Raw genomic sequence first — 20,232 nt, 5'->3', positions numbered from 1 at the left:
TCTCATGCACAATGACTCAACTGCCCCACGTGCCGGGCGCCTCGCCGTGCCTGTCTATCGCCCACTACTGCTGCCGCTGTCGATTGCCTGTGGCCTCGCTTCGTTCAATCCTGAAGCGGCAGAAGGCGGCTCGCCGACCCTCGACACCGTGGTGGTCACCGGCAACCGTGGCGCCGCACAACGCACCGTCACCACCAGCCCGACGCCCATCGATGTGGTAACGGGCGAACAGCTGCGGGCCGTGGGCAAACCCAGCCTGCTGGAAGCGCTGAGCAAGTTCATTCCTTCCTTCAACCTGCCCGACCGCGCCGGTTGGGACGCCAGCGGCGTGGTGCGCTCGGCCACCCTGCGCGGGCTGACCGCGTCCCATGTATTGGTGCTGGTGAACGGCAAGCGCCGGCACACCAGCGCCACGTTGAACATCAATGGCATCAACAGCGGTGCAGCGCCCAGCGACCTCGACCTGATCCCGGTGGCGTCCATCGACCACATCGAGGTGTTGCGCGACGGTGCGGCGGCGCAGTACGGCTCGGATGCGATCTCCGGGGTGATCAATATCATCCTCAAGCAAACCACCGGCGGCAGCTCCGACACCACCCTCGGCCAAGGCTACGACGGCAAGCGCGGGACCGCCCAGGAGGCGCTCAATTACGGCTTCCAGATTGGCGAAGCCGGTGTACTCAATGTCTCGTTCGACACCCGCTACCAGGAGCGCGACAACAAGGCCGGCAGCAACGGCTACAGCGTCCATTACTACCCGCAGGCCGACGGCTCCCCCGATCCACGGGAGGCCGATGCCAGCCACCACACCTATAAGGGCTACGGCCTGCCCCGCAGCCAACTGGCAGACGTCGGCTACAACCTCGATCTGCCGCTGAACGACGCCGTGACGCTCTACTCGTTCTCCACGCTCGCCACCCGGGAGAACAACGACGGCCAGAACTTCCGCCTGCCCAGCGGCCGTAACACCATCACCACCGGTCCCAACGGCTACCCCGACGGCTACAGCCCTTACTGGCTGGTCAACGAGACCGATTTCCAGTCCGCGTTCGGCGCCAAGGGCGATGACTTCGGTGGTTGGGCCTGGGACTTGAGCAGCACCTACGGGCGCAACTACGCCAAACAGCGCACCTACAACAACCAGAACCCGTCACTGGGGGAAAACACGCCGAACAAGTTCACTTCCGGCATCTACATCGCCGATCAGTTGACCAGCAACCTGGACCTGAAAAACGGCTATGAAATCGGCCTGGCGAAACCGCTGGATGTGGCCTTCGGTTTCGAACACCGTCGTGAAAGCTACGAAACCCGCGCCGGCTCCGAGGCTTCCTACATTGACGGTGGCTATGTGTTCCCGGTCGGCCACCCGCGAGCCGGGGAGCGCCCCGATCCGGGCGCGCAAGTCACCAACGGGATCACCCCCGAGGACGCGCAGAAAGTCAGCCGCAACAGCGTCGCCAGCTACATCGACCTGGGTTTCTATCCCGTCGAACAGTGGTACCTCGGCGTGGCCGCGCGGTATGAGCATTACAACGAAGGCGTCGGCGGCACCCGCAGCGGCAAGCTCAGCACCCGCTACGAATTCAACCCGGTATTCTCGGTGCGCGGCACCGTCAGCAACGGCTTCCGCGCCCCGTCCCTGGCCAACCAGATCTTCACTGCCCGCTCGACAGGCTTCGACACCATCAACGGGGTCTACCAGGCCTATAACTATGCGGTCCTGCCGGTGGATTCGGCAGGAGCCCAAGCCCTCGGGGCCGAGTCGCTGAAACCCGAGCGCTCGACCAACTTCAGCCTCGGCTTCGCCCTGACGCCCAGTGAAGACCTGAGCCTGACGGTGGATGGCTATGTGATCAACCTGCGCGACCGCCTGGTCCTCAGCGAACGCTTCCAGGGCCCGGGCATCGCCGCCCTGCTCGACAGCATCGGCGTACCGGCCACCGCCGGGGCGCAGTACTTCACCAACGGCGCCAATACCCGGACCTCCGGCGTGGATGTGGTGGGTAACTATCGACAAAACCTGGAGCGTTACGGCTCGGTGCGATGGACTGCGGCGCTGAACTACAACCATACGAAGATTCTCAGCGTTAACGATACGCCCTCGCAGCTGACCTCCCTGGGGGATTTCCAACTGCTCGGGCGCCAATCGCGAGCGCTGATCACCAAGACCTCCCCTAGCAGCAAGATGATCTTTTCCGCCGACTGGGCCATTAATGATTTCGACGTCAATCTTCGACTGACCCGCTATGGCACCTACACCGAGGTCAACAGCTCGAGTGACTCGAGCCTGGATCGCGAGTACTCGGCCAAATGGATCACCGACCTCGACGTGGCCTACGCGATCAATAAACAACTGACCGTCGCCGTCGGCGCGCAAAACCTGTTCGACAAATACCCGGATCACATCGGCGTCAGCAACTCCTCGTTCGGCGATAACTGGGGCAGCTATTCACCCTTCGGCTTTACCGGCGGTTACTACTACACCCGCCTGCAATACGCGTTCTGATACCAACGGGTGGCGCCTAAGCTAATGCTCAAAAAGTATTTATAAAAAGGTTTTTAGAACAATAGGATTCACCAAGCTTTCTCATTCTTCTTCTCCATTTCGAGTGTGCCATGTCGAAACTCATCAAGAACCTTGGGGCGATCGTGCGTCGCCCAACCCTGGCCGGCATGATCGCCGTCCTGGCTTTGTCCTTTATCACCCTGCCGGCCCAGGCCCGCGAGACGCTGCGCATCGGCTATCAGAAATCGTCGACTCTGATCAGCCTGCTCAAGACCCAGGGCAAGCTGGACAAAGCCCTGGCCGCCGCGAACATCGACGTGAGCTGGCATGAGTTCCCCAGTGGCCTGCCACTGCTGGAGGCGCTGAACGTCGGCAACATCGACGTCAGCGCCGACGTGGCGGACACCGTGCCGATCTTCGCCCAGGCCGCCCAGGCCAGGCTGACCTACTTCGCCCAGGAAGCGCCCTCGCCCTCGGCCCAGGCCATCGTGGTACACAAGGACTCGCCGCTACGACAACTGGCGGATCTCAAGGGCAAGAAAGTCGCGGTCACCAAAGCCGCAGGCGCTCACTACCTGCTGATCGCCGCGCTGAACAAGGCCGGCCTGAAATTCTCCGACATCGAACCGGCGTACCTGACGCCCGCCGACGGCCGGGCCGCGTTCGAAAACCAGAAGGTCGACGCCTGGGTCACCTGGGAACCCTTCCTCAGCGGCGTGCAACGACAGCTACCGACCCGAACCCTGGCCGACGGCAATGGCCTGGCCAGTTACAAGCGGTATTACCTGACCAGTACGAGCTATGCCAAGGCGCATCCCGAGGTGCTCAGGCGGGTCTATGAACAACTGCACGAAGCCGGGACCTGGATCAAGAATCACCCCCGCGATGCGGCTCAGGTCCTGGGCCCGCTCTGGGGCAATCTCGACGTGGAAACCGTCGAGGCGGCCAACGCCCACCGTAGCTATCAGGTGCAGCCGGTATTCGCCGATCAGTTAGGTGAGCAACAGAAGATTGCCGATGCTTTTTTTGCCGCGGGATTGCTGCCCAAGGCGGTGAATACCCAAGATGTGGAGATCTGGGCACCTTGAGACGATGCCAGACCGAACCCCACACCGCTTCCACGCTCACATATGCAACGAGATGAAATCCACGAAGCAGCGCAGCTTAGGGATGATGAACCGGTTCGGCGGCCACAGGACACTGAAGTGGATGGTACGGGTCACTTCCTCGGTCAGTACGGCCTGCAGGTCGCCGGATTCAATGGCCTGCTTGACGGCGAATTCAGGCAGGCAGGCGATGCCACGCCCTTCCATGGCCGCGTTCAAGAGCATGTCGATGTTGTTGCAGACCATCACCGCCTTAAGATCCTGCGTACCATTGGCGGCGTTGTCCGGCAGCGGCCAGCGCTCCAGCTTTCCGGTAGACGGCACGCGATAGAGAAGGCAGTCATGGCGGCTCAGGTCGCCAGCATCCGCAGGGACGCCTTGGGTCTGGAAGTAGGCCGGCGCCCCCACCAGCAAAAAGCGAAAAGCCCCCAGCCGACGCGCCACCAGGCGCGAGTCGTTCAACTCGCCGGTCCTGACCACCGCGTCGAAACCCTCTTCTACCACATCAACCAGGCGATCGCTGAAATCCAGTTCCAGGTGAATGTCCGGGTAGCGCTTGGCAAATCGCGACAGCAAGGTGAACAGGAACTGCCCGGCCAACGGCAGGCTCACGCGCAACTTACCCCGAGGCTCACTGCTGTTGCTCGACAGCTCGAGCTCCGCCGCTTCCAGCTCGTTGAGCACCCGCTGGCACCGGCTCAGGAAAAGCGTGCCTTCTGCCGTCAGGTTGATGCTTCGCGTGCTGCGGTGGAAGAGCCTGACGCCCAGGCGCTGCTCCAGGCGCGCGATGCTTTTACCCACGGCCGAGGACGACACGCCCAGTTGTCGTCCCGCCGCTACAAAGCTGCGGGTTTCGGCCACTTGCACGAAAACCGAGATTCCGCTGAGGTTATCCACGCACTCTCCTTGAGTTCCGCGCGTTGAATTGCGGAACGAAACGTCCGATGTGTCCGGAATTCTAGCCTCTGTTTCCCCTCACGTCTGCGACCTAGCATGACGGCGTCTACTACCAGCAGGGAATCGGGATCATGACCGTCAAAGCGTCCATTGTTTTATCCAGTGCAGTTGCCACCGAACCTATGCAGGCGCGAATCGACGCCGCCTTGAACAGCGCGCTCGAGGACAAACGCCTCGTGGGGGCCGTGGTGATGGTTGCCCGGCGTGGTGAAATCATCTATCGCCAGGCCGCGGGGCTGGCCGACCGGGAGGCTGGCATCCCCATGCGCACCGATGCCTTGTTCCGACTCTCTTCGGTCACCAAACCCATCACCTCGGCAGCCGCCCTGGCCTTGGTTGCCCAAGGCCGTATTGGCCTGGACGACCCCATCGCCCGCTGGCTGCCGGAATTCCAGCCAACCCTGGCGGACGGCACCCGTGTTGCGATCAGCGTACGCCAGTTGCTCAGCCATACCGCGGGCCTGGGTTACGGTTTCCTCGAAGCCCCAGGTGGCGGAGCGTATGCGCGGGCCGGTGTATGCGATGGGCTGGAAAACGCACCGCTGACCCTCGATGAAAATATCCGCCGGCTGGCGAGCGCACCGCTGCTGTATCGTCCAGGCACCGATTGGGGCTATTCGATTGCCACCGACGTGTTGGGTGCGCTGATCGCACGGGTGTGTGAAACCAGCCTGAGCGAGGCTGTCGAGCGCCTGGTCTGCGAGCCGCTGGGGCTGACCGACACCCGCTTCCGCGTTGTGGATCACGCTCGCCTGACGGCCGCCTACCTCAATGACGACCCCGCTCCACGGCGAATGAAAGGGGTTGAGGTGGTAGAGGTTTTCGAAAACACCGCCGGCATCCGGATGGACGCTGATCGAGCGCTGGATGACAGCGCCTATGACTCCGGCGGCTCCGGGATGATCGGCTCCGCTGAAGAGTTTCTCACGCTGCTCGAAACCCTGCGCCAGGGCGGCGGCGCACTGATGCCGGCCAGCCTGGCCAAGGAAATGGGCACCGTGCAGACCGGCAGCCTGGAACTGGCCAACTGGCCAGGCCGTGGCTTCGGCCTGGGGTTCACCGTGTTGACCGATCCGCAAGCGGCACAGGCGCCGGAGTCCGTCGGCACCTGGCGCCTGGGCGGGGCCTTTGGTCATTCGTGGTTCGTCGATCCAGCGCAGCAACTGTCCGTTGTAGCGTTCACCAACACCGCCTTCGAAGGCATGTTCGGCCAATTCACCGTGGATCTGTGCAACGCCGTCTACGGCGTCTGAAGCCTCCAATCCAGTGCTGCGAAAGGAGACATGACGGATAGGACCGGCTCGCAAGCCGGCCTCGATGAGAATGCAGCTTGAGTTGTTCAGTTTTGCCTTGGCTATCTGCCCTCTGGAAACGATCAGGCACGTCGATCCCGACCGTGCCGCGGATCTTTATTGAAAGGTATCGACTCATGACGCATTCACAGCTGTATCACAACCACGCCAACGTGCGCCTGGACTCCCTCACCGGGTTTCGATTCGTCGCCGCTGCATCGGTGTTTTTCTTTCACGCTTCATTGACGAAAATCATCGGCTTCAACCCATTCGCCGACCAAGATGTCATCGCCGTCTTCCAGCGATTATTCAGCGTGGGAGGCTGGCTCGGCGTGTCGTTCTTCTTCGTGCTCAGTGGTTTTGTCATCACCTGGTCGGCACGTCGGAACGACACCCTGGGCGCGTTCTGGCGGCGGCGCCTGGTCAAGATCTACCCCAACCACCTGGTGACCTTTGTCCTGGCGATGATTCTGTTCGCCGTACCGCTGACGGCCGTCAGTGCCTGGTTGCCCAACCTGCTGTTGATTCACGCCTGGGTTCCGGACATGTCGGTTTTCCTGAGTGTCAACGGCCCCTCCTGGTCGCTGTGCTGCGAGCTGGTCTTTTACCTGGCGTTTCCCTTCCTGCTACGCGCATTGTGGAGGATCCCCCAGGACCGGCTTTGGCTGACCGCTGGCCTGGCAGTGGGTGCAATGGCTGCGACCCAGTGGTTGATCGCCCGATTCGTCAACGGTACACCGCAGATTGCCGAGTACCCGATCTCCCTCAATCAGTGGTGGCTGGCTTATTACTTTCCACCGCTGCGACTGTTCGAGTTCGTGCTCGGCATGTTGATGGCGCGCATCCTGATGGCTGGACGCTGGCCGGGCATCCCGGTCGCACCGGCACTGGCCTTGATGGCAATCGCTTACTACGCTGCCGGCGAAGTACCTTTCATCTACAGCCTGTCGCTGACGACCGTCATTCCAATCGCCCTTCTGATCACCAGCCTGGCTGCCACCGATGTCGCGCAACGCCGATCCTGGTTCCGCCACCCTGTGATGGTCTGGCTGGGTGAGGTTTCGTTCGGTTTCTACATGATCCATCTGTTGATCATGATGTGCGTGACTTCTTTCATTGATGGGCAGCGGTTCGCCGTCGTCCCGGCCGCGCTGATTCTTGCCGCAACCTTTTGCCTGTCGCTGGTGGGTGGCTGGATGCTGTTCGCGTTCGTGGAGCGACCGGCCATGCGCCGCTGGGGCAAGGCCCATCGCCTCGAACAGCCCGTGGTCGCCTCTCAAATCTGAGCTCTCCATTAAGAAGGGATTCTTACCATGTCATCGTTTATTCAAAGATTGTCCGGCGTACCGGCGTGGGCGCTTGGCGTGATCGCACTGACGGCACTCGCGGGATTCGCAATCAGCGTGCGCTCGCCTGCCGTCCAGGCCAGGACCGAGCCCGCCCCATTGCCCCAGGTGCAAGTCATGCCAGCGCTCAAGCGCGATGTGGTCGACTGGCAAAGCTACACCGGTCGGCTGGTTGCAACCGATACTGTGGTCATCAAGCCTTTAGTGGCGGGCACGCTGATGAGCGTGCATTTCAAGGATGGAGCACTGCTGCGCAAAGGCGACCTGATGTTCCAGATTGACCCGCGTCCTTACGCGGCGACTCTGCAACAAGCCCAGGCCGCGCTGGTGGCCGCCCGATCCATGAGCCTGTTCGCCCAGAAAGAGCTGGAGCGCTATGAGCACCTGATAACCAGCAACGCCATCGCCAAAACCGACCTCGACAAGCGCGTACAGAGCGCCAATGAGGCCCAGGCGCGAGTCAACGAAGCCCAGGCACGGGTCGAGCTGGCCCGGCTCGATCTGGAACACACCCGTATCCTGGCGCCATTCGATGGCCGGGCCTCACGCGTCGAGGTGACGCCGGGAAATATTGTCGATGTCGGAGAGCGCTCGACGGCCCTGACGAATCTGGTATCGATCTCCCCGATCTACGCTGACTTCGATGTGGATGAGCAAACGTTCCTGCGCTATCTGGGAAACCGCCCGGCCGGCGACCCGGTGCAGGTCATGTTGGGCCTGGCCCATGAAGAGGGTTATCCCCGCCAGGGGACCCTGACTTCACTGGACAACCGGCTGGACACCCGATCGGCCACCATTCGGGTCAGGGCCAGTTTTGATAACAGCAACGGGGAATTGCGTCCGGGGCTGTTTGCACGGGTTCTGCTGCAAGGCAGCGCCAGCCGCCCCGCCACGCTGGTGGAAGACAGCGCCATCGGCACCGATCAAGACAAGAAATATGTGCTGGTGGTGGACGCCGAGGGCCGCGTCCAGTATCGGCAAGTCAAGCCTGGCATCCGCCAGGGCGCGTTGCGCGTCATTGACCAGGGGCTCGAGCCCCAGGAACAGGTGGTCATCAGTGGGCTGCACCTGGCAATGCCGGGCACCCAGGTCGCGCCAGTACCGGCGCCGTCACAACCACAGGCGCAACAATGATGAATATTTCCGGATTCTTCATCCAGCGCCCGATTTTCTCGGGCGTCCTGAGCGCCCTGGTATTGCTCGCAGGCCTGCTTTCGCTCGCGCGCCTGCCGGTGTCCGAATACCCGGATGTGGTGCCGCCCCTGATCGTGGTGAATGCACAGTATCCCGGGGCCAATCCCAAGGTCGTGGCTGAAAGCGTCGCTGCTCCGCTGGAGGAGCGCATCAATGGCGTGGAAGGCATGTTGTACATGCAGTCGCAGGCCAACAGCGATGGCACACTGGCGATCAATGTGACATTCGCCTTGGGCACCGATCCGGACAAAGCCCAGCAGCTGGTGCAGAATCGCGTCTCGGAAGCGCTGCCGCGACTGCCGGCCGATGTGCTGAGCCTGGGGGTCACCACCAGCAAATCCTCCTCGACCCAGACCCTGGCGATCCACCTCGTATCGCCCAATAACGAATACGACGCCAATTACCTGCGCAACTACGGCATCCTCAACATCAAAAGCCAGCTCGAACGCATCCCCGGCGTGGGCGAGGTGCGGATCTGGGGTGGTGGCGACTATGCCATGCGTGTCTGGATCGACCCCGACAAAGTGGTCCAGCGTGGGCTCACCGCCGGTGAAGTGGTCGAGGCGATCCGTGAGCAGAACATCCAGGTTGCAGCGGGTGTCATCGGCGCATCGCCCATGCAGGCCGGGGTCTCGCTGCAGCTTTCGGTCAATGCCCAGGGCCGGCTGAAGACCGAGCAGGAGTTCGGCGATATTGTCATCAAGACGGTGCCTGATGGGGGCGTGACGTACCTGCGCGATGTCGCCCGCATCGAACTGGCAGCCTCGACCTATGCCCTTCGCTCGCTGGTGGACGGACAGCCTGCGGTGGGCTTCGGGGTGTTCCAGATGGCCGGTGGCAATGCGCTGGATATTTCCAGGCAAGCCCGTGAAATCATGGCCCAGGCCAAGGTCGATATGCCGACCGGGGTCGACTACAAGATCGTTTTCGATCCGACCCAATTCGTTCGCTCAAGCATCCAGGCCGTCATCAGCACCCTGTTCGAAGCCATCGTGCTGGTCGTGCTGGTGGTCATCGTGTTCCTGCAAACCTGGCGGGCCTCGGTGATTCCGCTGCTGGCGGTGCCGATATCGATCGTGGGGACACTCGCGTTCCTGCTGGCGTTCGGTTTCTCCATCAATGCCTTGTCGTTGTTCGGGCTGGTGCTGGCAATCGGCATCGTGGTCGACGATGCCATCGTGGTGGTGGAGAACGTTGAACGTAACATCGCCCAGGGACTATCACCGCAACAGGCGACCCACAAGGCAATGGCCGAGGTCAGCAAGCCGATCATCGCCATCACCCTCACGCTGGTCTGCGTGTTCATCCCGTTGGCGTTCATGCCCGGTCTCTCCGGCGGCTTCTATCGCCAGTTCGCCCTGACCATTGCCATCTCCACGGTGATTTCGGCGTTCAATTCACTGACCTTGTCGCCGGCGCTCTGCGCCCTGCTGCTCAAACCACACGGTGCGCCCAAGGATGTACTGGAGCGTGGGATCAACAAGGCGCTGGGAAGATTTTTCAACGGGTTCAACCGCCGCTCACGCCAGGCCGAGGAGCGCTATGGCGCTGGTGTGCAGAGCGTCCTCGCCCACAAAGGCAGGACACTCGCGCTGTTTGGCGTACTGCTTGGCGCATGCGCCTGGCTCAGCCATAGCCTGCCGACCGGGTTCGTGCCGGCCCAGGACAAGGAGTTTCTGGTCGGTTTCGCTCAACTGCCTGCGGGGGCCTCGCTGGATCGCACCGAGCAGATCATCCAGCAGATGAACGACATCGCCCTCAAGCATCCAGGTGTCGCCCATACCCTCGAGTTTCCGGGAATGTCAGTCAACGGCCTGATGAACTCCTCCAGCTCAGGCATCATCTTCGTGATTCTCAAGCCGTTCGACGAGCGCCCTGGCAAAGCCCTCGGGGCCAATCAGATTGCGGCCGACCTCAACACGCAATTCCGTGGCATCAGCCAATCCTTCACGGCGGTATTCCCTCCTCCGCCGGTCCTGGGGCTGGGGACGCTTGGTGGTTTCAAACTGCAGATCGAGGACCGCGCAAGCGTCGGCTATGTGGCCCTCGATACGGCGGTCAAGGCGTTCATGGCCGAAGCCGCCAAGGCACCGGAACTGGGGCCGCTGTTCTCCAGTTATCAAATCAACGTGCCGCAGCTGGACGTCGATCTGGACCGGGTCAAAGCCAAGCAACTCGGTGTCTCGGTGACGGAAATCTTCGAGACACTGCAGATTTACCTGGGCTCCTTGTACGTCAACGACTTCAATCTGTTCGGTCGTGTCTACCAGGTCCGCGCGCAGGCCGACGCACCGTTCAGGGCCAACTCCGAAGACATCATGCGCTTCAAGGTCCGCAATACCTACGGTGACATGGTCCCCCTCTCCACGCTGCTGTCGGTGAACCCGAGCTACGGGCCGGAGATGGTGGTGCATTACAACGCGTTCACTGCGGCAGACGTCAACGGTGCCCCCGCCCCTGGCTATTCCTCAGGCCAGGCAGAGGCCGCCATCGAGCGCATCGCCCGGCAGACCCTGCCCCAGGGTGTGCGCATGGAGTGGACTGAGCTGACCTACCAACAGCGCCTGGCAGGTGACGCGACCGTCTGGGTATTGGCCGTGAGTACCTTGCTGGTGTTTCTGGTACTGGCGGCGTTGTATGAAAGCCTTTTACTGCCTCTGGCGGTGATTCTGATCGTGCCGATGGGTGTGCTCTCGGCGTTGGCAGGCGTCTGGCTGACAGGCGGCGACAACAATATCTTCACCCAGATCGGCCTGATGGTGCTGGTGGGCCTGGCGTCGAAGAATGCGATTCTGATCGTCGAGTTCGCCAGGGATCTCGAACATCAGGGTCATGACCCACTGACAGCCGCCTGGGAGGCCAGCAAGCTGCGGTTGCGTCCGATCCTGATGACCTCGATCGCGTTCGTCATGGGCGTGGTTCCCCTGGTGGTCTCCACCGGAGCAGGGGCCGAGATGCGCCAGGCAATGGGCGTGGCAGTGTTTTTCGGGATGCTGGGGGTGACCTTGTTCGGACTGCTCTTCACCCCGCTCTTCTACGTGCTCGTACGCAGCCTCGGTCGCCGGCTGACTCTGCGGCGCCCGCTGCCCATTGCGGACACATATATCCGTTAACACCGGAACTACAGCGCGTTTTTCTACATTGAGCGCGCCTCTAGACTGCGGTCTTACCTACCCTTTTTGTGAGAAATGCCATGACACGCGTCATTCGCTTCTATGAATATGGGGATCCGGCGGTTCTACGGATCGAAGATCTACCTGCGGCTCAACCAGGACCTGACGAAGTGCGCATCCGCGTGCGGGCCATCGGGCTCAATCGTGCCGAATCGATGTTCCGTCGCGGTCAATACCTGGAACAGGCCATCTTCCCGAGCCGGTTGGGTTATGAAGCAGCCGGGGTGATCGAAGTGGTGGGTGAGGCGGTACGCGACTTTCAGGTCGGCGATCAAGTCAGTCTCGTACCGCCTTCGAGCATCGCCCAGTGGGGTACCTACGCCGAACAGGCCGTCGTGCCGGCGGCCATGCTGGTCAGGCATCCCGACAGCCTCAGCATGGAACAGGCCGCAGGCGTCTGGATGCAATACTTGACTGCCTGGGGCGCCCTGTTGCCTGTCGCCCGTCTGGCCGCAGGGGACTTCCTGCTCGTAACCGCCGCCTCCAGCAGTGTCGGCCTGGCGGCCATCCAGATTGCCAACCGGGTCGGAGCCATTCCCATCGCGGTGACAAGTGGCGAACAAAAGGTGCGCAAACTGTTGGCCGCCGGCGCCGCCCATGTGATCGTCAGCGACGAAGAAGAGCTGGTAACGCGAGTAGCGCAAATCACGTCCGGTAACGGCGTCAAGGTGGTGTTCGACCCCGTTGGCGGCCCGGCCATCGAACAGTTGGCAGAGGCCACGCGTCGCGGCGGGATCATCATCGAATACGGAGCCCTGAGCAGCGAACCCTCGCCCTTCCCGTTGTTCACGGTGCTGGGAAAAAGTCTCACGCTGCGAGGTTACCTGCTGCATGAAATCGTCAATGACCCGGCACTGTTCGCCGAGGGCAAGGCGTATGTCTCAAGCGGCCTGGAAGACGGCAGCCTGTCCCCGATAATCGCCAGGACATTCGCTTTCGAAGACATCGTCCAGGCCCATCAGTACCTGGAGGCAGGCGAGCAGTTTGGCAAGGTCATCGTCAGCCTGGAGGACCGGCCATGAAAATGTTCAATCCGCTGTTTTTCATCGCGCTGGGACTATTCGGCGTCTATACCATCGAGTTCGGAGTGGTCGGCATCCTGCCGGTGATCATCGAACGCTACAGCGTCAGCGCATCACAAGCCGGCTACCTGGTGGGGTTGTTTGCCCTGATCATTGCGTTGTTCGGGCCGTTCATGGTTCTGCTGCTCTCGCGCTACAACCGTAAGCGGATCCTGACCGTTTCGCTGTTCATCTTTGCGGGCAGCAGCGCGCTGTCAGCCTACGCGCCCAACTATGAAACACTGGCGATCCTGCGGATCATCCCGGCATTCTTCCATCCGGTGTATTTCTCGCTGGCGTTCGTCGCGGCGGTCTCTCTCTACCCCAAGGACCAGGCAACGCAAGCCACGGCCAAGGCTTTCGTGGGCACCAGCATGGGCATGGTTCTGGGTGTACCCATCACCACCTGGATCGCCGCACGCTTTTCCTACGAGGCGGCCTTCCTGTTCTGCACGGCGGTCAATGTGATCGCCGGCCTGGGCATCATCGCCCGTCTGCCCGACACCTTCGCCGGACAGCGGACACCCTACGGTGAACAATTGGCGATTCTGCGCAAGCCTACCCTGTGGCTCAACATCGCCGCCTCCACGCTGATCTTCGGCGCGATGTTTTCGGTGTACTCCTACAGTGCCGAATACCTCTCGCGCGAAGCCGGCATGAGTGGCGAGGTGATCAGTGTCATGTTGATCCTGTTCGGCGTGGGGGGTGTCGCCGGTAACCTGCTGGCGGGTCGGTTGTTATCCAGGAACAAGGTAGGCACCACGCTGATGCATCCCATCATGCTGGGCGCGGCGTATCTGATCCTGCACTTCTTTGCCAGCCCGGACATCCTGCCGATGGTATTGATCGTGGTCCTCTGGGGGGCCACTCACACCAGTGGCCTGATCGTGACGCAAGTCTGGCTGACATCCGAGGCTCCGGAAGCTCCGGAGTTCGTCACCGGACTGTATATCTCATTCATCAACCTGGGCGTAACGCTCGGCGCTACGGCCGGCGGATGGTTCCTGGAGCGCATGGGAATGGCAGGGACGATCGTCAGCGGGCTGATCTTCTGCGCATTGGCGGCCGCGATGATTGTCACCAAGGTGGTCGTCTACGGCAGCCGACAACCGGATCTTGAGCCAGAACCCCAGGCAGTTTTGCACTAGAGTGGATAATCGGAGGCCGTGGCAACGCCACGGTCTTTCTCGGATACAACGGAGTTTCTATCGGTAAAGACCCCTGGACGGAGTGACTATATGGATCTTAGCAGCACGTCATTTGCAGACACGAAATCTGTCGAGTTCCCGGTGGACAGTACCCAGTTCGACTGGGAAAACCTGCGCTATTTCATCGCGTTTGCGAGGATACGCTCCCTGGCCGCTGCAGCGCGCTCGTTGAATGTCGAGCACGCCACGGTCTCCCGCCGGATAGCAGCCCTTGAAACCGCACTGAAAATACGCCTGGTGGACCGCCGCAGCCACCGATACGAACTGACCGAAAACGGCGAGCGTATCGCCCAGCTGGGCAACCGCATGCAGGAAAACGCCTGCGCCCTCAGTCGTGCCGTCTGCGCGATCCGCACCGACCGGGTCGCGGATATCACCCTCAGTGCCCCACCTCACCTGACCACGCATTTCATCGCACCCCATCTCGGCCGGCTACGTGAACAGTGCCCGGACGTCAACGTGCGCATCTTGTCCAACCCTCGGATGGCCTCCATGGCCAGGCGTGAAGCCGACATTGCGATCAGCGTCGGACGACCGACCGAGACCGACCTGGTCATCCGTAAAATCGGCACCCTGGATTTTGGCTTTTTCGGTGCCGACGCCTACCTGAAGGATCGTGCCGCGTCGGCCTATGAGTTCATTGCTCACGACGATGAACAGGAACTCTCCCAACAGCGCATCTGGCTGGAAAATGTCGCCGGGCAACGGCCAGTGGTGCTGAGGGTGAAATCATTTGATGTGCAGGCCGAGGCGGCCAAGGCCGGTGCAGGCGTCGCGTTGCTGCCGGTGTTCATGGCCGACGCTCAGAGCGGGCTGATCAGGGTCGAAATTGAAGAACAGCCCTTGCGCGCCGAGTTGTGGCTGGTGGTTCACCGCGACATGCGAAACGCACCCGGGATCCGCGCAATGATGGACTTTTTGATTAATTGTTTTGCCCAACAGCATCGATAAACCCGCACGTAACGTGACTGGTGAATTTTTTAACATCTGCCGGTAAAAACAACCCGTTTACAATTTGTAGGCTATTAGCCAATATCAAACAAGGTCAGGCGAGCGAGTCTTCGCTCTAACACCATGACCCGTAGAAAAGTCCGCATCTGTAATATCCTTATAATAATAATCCCTCTGCCTTTACGAGAAAAAACGCTGTCCCTGATGACAGTATCGTTTCACGTACTCGGCTGCGCTAGACATTACTATTCTTGGTTGCCTCTGTTATTCGAAGTAAAAGCGGCACACTTGCGTGCCTTCGAAACATGATAAAGGGACTGTATTCATGAGCCAGATTAAGATTATCGATGTCACGCTTCGGGACGGTGGGTACCGTAACAACTTCAACTTCACGGTTGATTATGCCCAGTCTGCAATTTCACAAATGATTGACGCCGGCATCCCCTATTGCGAGATCGGATACCGTAACGGTTCCTTCCTGCGCAAACAGGAGCACGGGCTGACGAGCGCCGTTGATGCGCATTACCTGAGGGCGCTGCATGACGCCGCGGGGGGTCGAATCGATCTGTGCGTGATGGTGCATCCACACAATGTAGATGCCAGCGATTTCGAGCTTTTGCGTGAGCACGCAGTCTCGATGATCCGGGTCTGCCTGCGTCGTGACCGCCTGGAAGACGGCCTGGCGACGGTGGCGCTGGCCAAGGCCTACGGCTTTCAGGTCAGCGCCAATATCACCCATGTCACCACCCTGGGGCCCGGGGAGATTTCCGACATGAGCCTGCGAGCCGAAAATGCCGGTGCCGACCTGCTGGTGTTCGCCGACTCCAATGGCAACATGATCCCGGCCGATGTCGACCGGTTGATCACACGAATCTCCAGCCGGGTCCTCATTCCCCTGGGTTTCCATGCCCACAACAACCTGTCCCTGGCCCTTTCCAACTCCATTGCCGCCATGGATGCGGGGGCCGAGTACATAGACGCTTCCATCTGTGGCATGGGCAAGGGCGCCGGTAACCTGCACCTGGGTGTGTTTGTCGCTTACCTGCACCGGGCAGGCATTCGTAACGACTATGACCTGGTCAGCGCCTTGCATCTGTCTCAGCTCACCGCCGACAACGTACCGGCCAGCAGCCTTCCCCTATCGCTGACGGACGTCATGATGGGCACCTACAACATGCCGTTCGACGTGCAAAAGCGCCTTGATGAAATCATCGAGGCGCACAGCCCGGCGTCAACTTTCCATGCTTTGCAAATACTGCATGAACAGTTCAGTCGCAAGCCCGAAAAACCGATCAAGCGATTGACGACGCCCCATGCACCATCGCTGGTAAGTGGAGGAAGCCTGTGATGAACAAGCGCCAACAAATATGTGTATTGGCGGGAGATGGCATTGGTGTCGAAGTCACTGAAGCGGTCTTACCTCTATTCGACGCGCTCAAACTTCCCATTGACCTCAAGTTTGGAGAGATCGGCTGGAGCTGCTGGAAAAGCCAAGGCAACTGCATTCCAGATACCACCTGGAAACTGATCGGCGAAAGTAACGCATCCTTGTTGGGCGCCATTACCAGCAAACCTCTGCGCGAAGCGGAAGCCGAACTTGTGCCGACACTAAGAGGCACTGGCCTGGTTTATGTTTCGCCGGTAATTCAACTTCGACAAAAGCTCGGGTTATTTGCCAACGTGCGTCCGGTCACGGATGTACTGGGCGATAACCGCTATCGGTTTTCAGTGATCCGCGAGAACACTGAAGGACTCTATGCGGGGCTGGACTTCGCCAGCATTCCACAGGCCTTCGAGCCGATACTGGCCGAGCGCGAACGCCAGGGAGCGCCATGGTCGCGGCAGGGGTTGGCGGACGCGACCATGACCGTCCGCCTGCAAACCCGCGCAGGGCTTGAGCGGCTGTTCCGGTTTGCCTTCGAGCATGCGCGCCAGCAAGGCTACGAGCGCGTTACGCTGGCCGACAAACCCAACGTGCTGCGTTACAGCGGCGCCTTTGCGCGGGAAATCCTCGAGTCGGTCGCAGCGGACTTCCCCGATATCCAATGCAACATCGATAACGTCGACGCCGTCGCGTTGTGGATGGTTCGACGCCCCGAGCGTTTCGGCGTGATCGTGGCCGAGAACATGTTCGGTGACATTCTTTCAGACCTCGGTGCGGGGGTCATGGGCGGGCTGGGCCTGGCGCCCAGTGCCAACATCGGCGCCCAGGGCGCCTACTTCGAACCGGTGCATGGCAGCGCTCCAACTTATGCCGGGCAGCACAAAGCCAACCCGAGCGCGATGTTCCTGTCGGTGGCACTGATGCTCGAACACCTGGGGCATGCGCAAGCCGCCCAGGCGATTCGCAAAGCCGTCAGCCAGGTCGCCCGTAGCGATTGCCGCACCTATGACCTGGGCGGGACGGCCGGCACCTTTGAGGTGGCCGCGGCCATCATTCGCCAAACCCTGGAGTGGGCCGCACGGTCTGGCGCAGCGACAGACCACCTGCAGCAGAACCATGTCCTGCAACAGCAGGCCCTGGAAAAGCCAGCCCTGGAAAAAGGAACTCACGCATGAAGGCGATCACCTCAACCGCTGCGCCCGACAACGCACTGCTCAAAGCCTGTGAAGCGCTCGACACGGCCAGCCTGTCCGACGCTCTCGACAGCCTGGGCCTGGCCGGTGGCCTGGCGGGCATCAACCAGCAGGTCCCCGGAACACGCTGCGTGGGCTTTGCCTACACGGTGCTGTACGAGCCGGTGCAGGAGCGGAACGGCTTCAAGACCGCCGCCAATTACATCGATGACGTACCGCCCGATGCCGTCATTGTCTCCAGCAATCCCGGGCGCACCGACTGCACGACCTGGGGGGACATCCTCACCCATGTGGCGGTCAGCAAGCGGATCCGCGGCACGCTGATCGACGGCGCCGCCCGGGATATCGATACGGTCCAGCGCCTCAACTACCCGTTGTTCAGCCGGGCGCGCTTCATGCAGTCGGCAAAAAACCGGGTGCAGCTCAAGGCCACTCAGGTTCCCGTACAGATCGGTGGCGTCACGGTTTCCCCGGGTGACCTGGTGGTCTGCGACAGCAGCGGTTGCCTGACGATACCCGCTGACAAGGCCGAACAGGTCATCCAGCGTGCCCAGGCAGTGGAGCAGACGGAGCGGGACATCATCCAGAGCGTGAACGACGGCTACACCCTGGAACAGGCCCGCGCCCTGCACCGCTACGACCAGCCGTGGCTGTCGGCTCGGGAAAAGCAGGCCAACGCTTGAGTTGCGATTCATTCCATTCATTTGAGAAGAGTACTCACGACATGAACACTGCAAACGTGTCCGTTCGCAAGCCCAACCCGGTGCGCGAGAGCAAGAACAAGATCAAACTCGGCGTCTTCGGCTTCAACATCGAAGGCGGCTGCACACTCACCACCGTCCCGGAGCGCCATCGCGCGGCCGACTGGCAAAGCAACCTGGCAATCGCCACCCTGGCCGACCGTGCCGGCCTGGAGCTGCTGCTGCCTGTGGGGCGGTGGCGCGGCTGGGAAGGTGCCAGCAATCCGATGGGCGTGTCCTACGAAACCTACACCTGGGCGGCGGCCCTGGCTTCGGTCACCGACCAGATCGCCCTGTTCACCACTTCGCACCTGTCGACTGTCCATCCACTGTTCGCCGCCAAGCAGGCGGCCACCATCGACCATATCAGCGGCGGCCGTTTCGGATTGAACATGATTTGCGGCTGGTTCGGCCAGGAAATGGGCATGTTCAACGGTCACCAGCGTGACCACGACAAGCGCTATGACCATGCCGATGAATGGATCGACATTGCAAAGTCGGCCTGGCAAGCCAACGGCTATTTCGACTATGAGGGTGAGTTCTTCAACGTCAAACAGGGCTACTCCGAACCCAAGCCGATCAACAGACCGTTCCTGATGAACGCCGGGGGTTCGCCACGGGGCCGGCAGTTCTGCGCCAAGCATTGCGACGCCGCATTCCTGATCCTCAAGCACGAAGACGATGACGACACCATCCGCGCACAGATCAATGCCTACCGCGACCTGGCTCGCCTGGAGCATGGCCGTGAACTGCAAATCTGGGTGTATGCCTATGTGGTACACGAGGACACTTTGGAGCAGGCCCACAAGCAGCTCGATTACTACGTGAACCAGCATGGCGATGATGCCGCGCTGGATAATGTGACCCGCGAAATCGGTGTACAGAGCGGGATGTTCAACGATGCCGCCGATGCCGAACGCTTCCGCTTCCACTTCAAGGCGGGATTCGCCGGAGTGCCGCTGGTAGGCACCTCGGAAATGATCGTCGAGCAGATGCAGCGCTGGTCCGACCTGGGCGTGGACGGCATCAACCTGACCTGGCTGGACTATCAGAGCGGACTCAAGCGTTTCGTCAAGCAAGTCTTGCCGTTGATGGAGCAGGCAGGACAACGGGCTCCCCATAACCCGGGCAGGATCATGGAGGCCGTGGCATGAACGGATATTCTCAGGCCCTGGGCTCCACGGCCAAAGTCACGGTCCTGACCGCGCCTGTCGATGGCGAGTCCGTCGAGCTTGCAGACCAGTTTAAAAATGCCATGCGCAGGCTGACTTCAAGCGTTGCAATCATCGCCAGCCGCGATGGAGATGCCCCGGTGGGCATGGTCGCGACGGCGGTGATATCGGTGAGCACCACGCCACCGGCGCTGCTGATCTGCGTCAATCGCTCCGCCAGCCTCCATGGCCCGCTCATGCTGACCGGACGCTTCAGCGTGAACCTGTTGAGTGCCGTCCATAGCGACCTGGTGCCGGTCTTCGCGGGACAGGTCAAAGGGCCCGAACGTTTCGCCCATGGGCAATGGGAGGACATCCAGGGCTTGCCCTGCCTGGCCGATGCGCAATCGAGCCTGATCTGCACCCTGGACAAGCGCATCGACTATGGCAGCCATGACGTAATCATCGGTCGCGTCGAAGCGGTCCAGTTCGCCGAACCTATCAATCCATTGCTTTGGGAAAACGGCAGTCCGGCGATTTCCACCCGGCTGACGCAATGATTCGCACAATGACCCAGGAGATGCTCATGACTCAGATCGAACAATTCCCGACACCGCAACCCGGCGAAGAGCAGGCCATTTTTCTCGTCAATGTGGTCCATGTGAACCCCGGCCAACAGGATGCGGCGCTCGCCGTACTGCGCGATACCGTCCAGTACGTGGCCCGAACCTACCCGGCCTTCCAGTGGAGCCGCCTGTTCAAGAGTCTCGACGGGAAAACCGTCATCAACCAGGCACAGTGGAGCAGCAAGGATGCCTTTGACTCGCTGTTTCATGATGAAGCGTTCATGTCCCGGTATTCGGGCCTCAAGGAAACCGGCACCTGGGAGTTTCACCTGTACCAGGTGAGCGATTTCATTCCCCAGGCACTGACCGCAACGCTCATCGCCGACTGAGTGTAAAACGCCGAT

16 protein-coding genes are annotated in these 20,232 nt (G+C 61.0%); 15 read left to right on the top strand and 1 reads right to left on the bottom strand.

The annotated features are described in order from the left end of the window. Positions 1–4: 4 nt before the first annotated feature. Complete coding sequence (locus ACLEJR_RS00860; protein WP_440811469.1) at positions 5–2,506, top strand: TonB-dependent receptor plug domain-containing protein; 2,502 nt, start codon at positions 5–7, stop codon at positions 2,504–2,506. Between the two features lie 110 nt (positions 2,507–2,616). Further along, positions 2,617–3,594, top strand: a complete 978-nt coding sequence (locus ACLEJR_RS00855) for an aliphatic sulfonate ABC transporter substrate-binding protein (protein WP_440811467.1) — start codon at positions 2,617–2,619, stop codon at positions 3,592–3,594. A gap of 36 nt (positions 3,595–3,630) precedes the next feature. Here the strand turns inward: ACLEJR_RS00855 and ACLEJR_RS00850 are convergent, their stop codons facing one another. After that, entirely contained in the window at positions 3,631–4,509 is an 879-nt protein-coding gene (locus tag ACLEJR_RS00850; RefSeq protein ID WP_440792283.1) for a LysR family transcriptional regulator, read from the bottom strand. A gap of 182 nt (positions 4,510–4,691) precedes the next feature. Between ACLEJR_RS00850 and ACLEJR_RS00845 the strand changes: the two genes are divergently transcribed. The 13 genes from ACLEJR_RS00845 to ACLEJR_RS00785 all read left to right on the top strand — a co-directional run bounded on the left by ACLEJR_RS00845 (position 4,692) and on the right by ACLEJR_RS00785 (position 20,217). Then, entirely contained in the window at positions 4,692–5,822 is a 1,131-nt protein-coding gene (locus ACLEJR_RS00845) for a serine hydrolase domain-containing protein (protein ID WP_440792607.1), read from the top strand. A gap of 176 nt (positions 5,823–5,998) precedes the next feature. Then, positions 5,999–7,147: an acyltransferase family protein gene (locus ACLEJR_RS00840; RefSeq protein ID WP_440811465.1), complete on the top strand. Its 1,149-nt coding sequence runs from the start codon at positions 5,999–6,001 to the stop codon at positions 7,145–7,147. A 27-nt stretch (positions 7,148–7,174) separates the two neighbouring features. Then, positions 7,175–8,341, top strand: a complete 1,167-nt coding sequence (locus tag ACLEJR_RS00835) for an efflux RND transporter periplasmic adaptor subunit (RefSeq protein WP_440792279.1) — start codon at positions 7,175–7,177, stop codon at positions 8,339–8,341. After that, entirely contained in the window at positions 8,341–11,514 is a 3,174-nt protein-coding gene (locus tag ACLEJR_RS00830; RefSeq protein ID WP_440811463.1) for an efflux RND transporter permease subunit, read from the top strand. Before ACLEJR_RS00835 ends, ACLEJR_RS00830 begins: the two co-directional genes overlap by 1 nt. 80 nt (positions 11,515–11,594) lie before the next feature. Further along, complete coding sequence (locus tag ACLEJR_RS00825; RefSeq protein ID WP_440811461.1) at positions 11,595–12,596, top strand: zinc-dependent alcohol dehydrogenase family protein; 1,002 nt, start codon at positions 11,595–11,597, stop codon at positions 12,594–12,596. Next, positions 12,593–13,783: an MFS transporter gene (locus ACLEJR_RS00820; RefSeq protein WP_440811459.1), complete on the top strand. Its 1,191-nt coding sequence runs from the start codon at positions 12,593–12,595 to the stop codon at positions 13,781–13,783. The genes ACLEJR_RS00825 and ACLEJR_RS00820 overlap by 4 nt, the downstream gene beginning before the upstream one ends. A 90-nt stretch (positions 13,784–13,873) precedes the next feature. Further along, the gene (locus tag ACLEJR_RS00815) at positions 13,874–14,794 is read left to right on the top strand and encodes a LysR family transcriptional regulator (RefSeq protein WP_440792271.1); all 921 of its coding nucleotides are present in this window, start codon (positions 13,874–13,876) and stop codon (positions 14,792–14,794) included. A gap of 325 nt (positions 14,795–15,119) precedes the next feature. Continuing rightward, a complete protein-coding gene (locus tag ACLEJR_RS00810) occupies positions 15,120–16,142 on the top strand; it encodes an aldolase catalytic domain-containing protein (protein ID WP_440811456.1) in 1,023 nt (340 codons plus the stop codon). Continuing rightward, positions 16,142–17,353 (top strand): isocitrate/isopropylmalate dehydrogenase family protein, encoded by a 1,212-nt coding sequence (locus tag ACLEJR_RS00805; protein WP_440811453.1) that lies wholly within the window; start codon positions 16,142–16,144, stop codon positions 17,351–17,353. The genes ACLEJR_RS00810 and ACLEJR_RS00805 overlap by 1 nt, the downstream gene beginning before the upstream one ends. Continuing rightward, positions 17,350–18,054: an RraA family protein gene (locus ACLEJR_RS00800; protein ID WP_440811450.1), complete on the top strand. Its 705-nt coding sequence runs from the start codon at positions 17,350–17,352 to the stop codon at positions 18,052–18,054. The genes ACLEJR_RS00805 and ACLEJR_RS00800 overlap by 4 nt, the downstream gene beginning before the upstream one ends. A 41-nt stretch (positions 18,055–18,095) precedes the next feature. Further along, entirely contained in the window at positions 18,096–19,265 is a 1,170-nt protein-coding gene (locus ACLEJR_RS00795) for an LLM class flavin-dependent oxidoreductase (protein WP_440811448.1), read from the top strand. After that, on the top strand, positions 19,262–19,822 hold the full coding sequence (locus ACLEJR_RS00790) for a flavin reductase family protein (protein ID WP_440811446.1): 561 nt from the start codon (positions 19,262–19,264) through the stop codon (positions 19,820–19,822). Before ACLEJR_RS00795 ends, ACLEJR_RS00790 begins: the two co-directional genes overlap by 4 nt. Positions 19,823–19,848: 26 nt before the next feature. Then, a complete protein-coding gene (locus tag ACLEJR_RS00785) occupies positions 19,849–20,217 on the top strand; it encodes an antibiotic biosynthesis monooxygenase family protein (protein ID WP_440792259.1) in 369 nt (122 codons plus the stop codon). The last annotated feature ends 15 nt before the right edge of the window (positions 20,218–20,232 follow it).

Origin of the sequence: Pseudomonas sp. SMN5, from assembly GCF_052041925.1 — a bacterium.
Classification (GTDB): Bacteria; Pseudomonadota; Gammaproteobacteria; order Pseudomonadales; family Pseudomonadaceae; genus Aquipseudomonas.
Note: the sequence above shows the minus strand (reverse complement) of the source record. Positions and strands in the feature narration are given on the sequence as shown.

Bases quoted from the DNA above. Each gene is read 5' to 3' on its own strand.
- ACLEJR_RS00810 (WP_440811456.1), top strand. From the start codon at position 15,120: ATGAGCCAGATTAAGATTATCGATGTCACGCTTCGGGACGGTGGGTAC.
- ACLEJR_RS00840 (WP_440811465.1), top strand. From the start codon at position 5,999: ATGACGCATTCACAGCTGTATCACAACCACGCCAACGTGCGCCTGGAC.
- ACLEJR_RS00825 (WP_440811461.1), top strand. From the start codon at position 11,595: ATGACACGCGTCATTCGCTTCTATGAATATGGGGATCCGGCGGTTCTA.
- ACLEJR_RS00815 (WP_440792271.1), top strand. From the start codon at position 13,874: ATGGATCTTAGCAGCACGTCATTTGCAGACACGAAATCTGTCGAGTTC.
- ACLEJR_RS00800 (WP_440811450.1), top strand. From the start codon at position 17,350: ATGAAGGCGATCACCTCAACCGCTGCGCCCGACAACGCACTGCTCAAA.
- ACLEJR_RS00805 (WP_440811453.1), top strand. From the start codon at position 16,142: ATGAACAAGCGCCAACAAATATGTGTATTGGCGGGAGATGGCATTGGT.
- ACLEJR_RS00830 (WP_440811463.1), top strand. From the start codon at position 8,341: ATGAATATTTCCGGATTCTTCATCCAGCGCCCGATTTTCTCGGGCGTC.
- ACLEJR_RS00855 (WP_440811467.1), top strand. From the start codon at position 2,617: ATGTCGAAACTCATCAAGAACCTTGGGGCGATCGTGCGTCGCCCAACC.
- ACLEJR_RS00785 (WP_440792259.1), top strand. From the start codon at position 19,849: ATGACTCAGATCGAACAATTCCCGACACCGCAACCCGGCGAAGAGCAG.
- ACLEJR_RS00790 (WP_440811446.1), top strand. From the start codon at position 19,262: ATGAACGGATATTCTCAGGCCCTGGGCTCCACGGCCAAAGTCACGGTC.
- ACLEJR_RS00860 (WP_440811469.1), top strand. From the start codon at position 5: ATGCACAATGACTCAACTGCCCCACGTGCCGGGCGCCTCGCCGTGCCT.
- ACLEJR_RS00820 (WP_440811459.1), top strand. From the start codon at position 12,593: ATGAAAATGTTCAATCCGCTGTTTTTCATCGCGCTGGGACTATTCGGC.
- ACLEJR_RS00845 (WP_440792607.1), top strand. From the start codon at position 4,692: ATGCAGGCGCGAATCGACGCCGCCTTGAACAGCGCGCTCGAGGACAAA.
- ACLEJR_RS00795 (WP_440811448.1), top strand. From the start codon at position 18,096: ATGAACACTGCAAACGTGTCCGTTCGCAAGCCCAACCCGGTGCGCGAG.
- ACLEJR_RS00835 (WP_440792279.1), top strand. From the start codon at position 7,175: ATGTCATCGTTTATTCAAAGATTGTCCGGCGTACCGGCGTGGGCGCTT.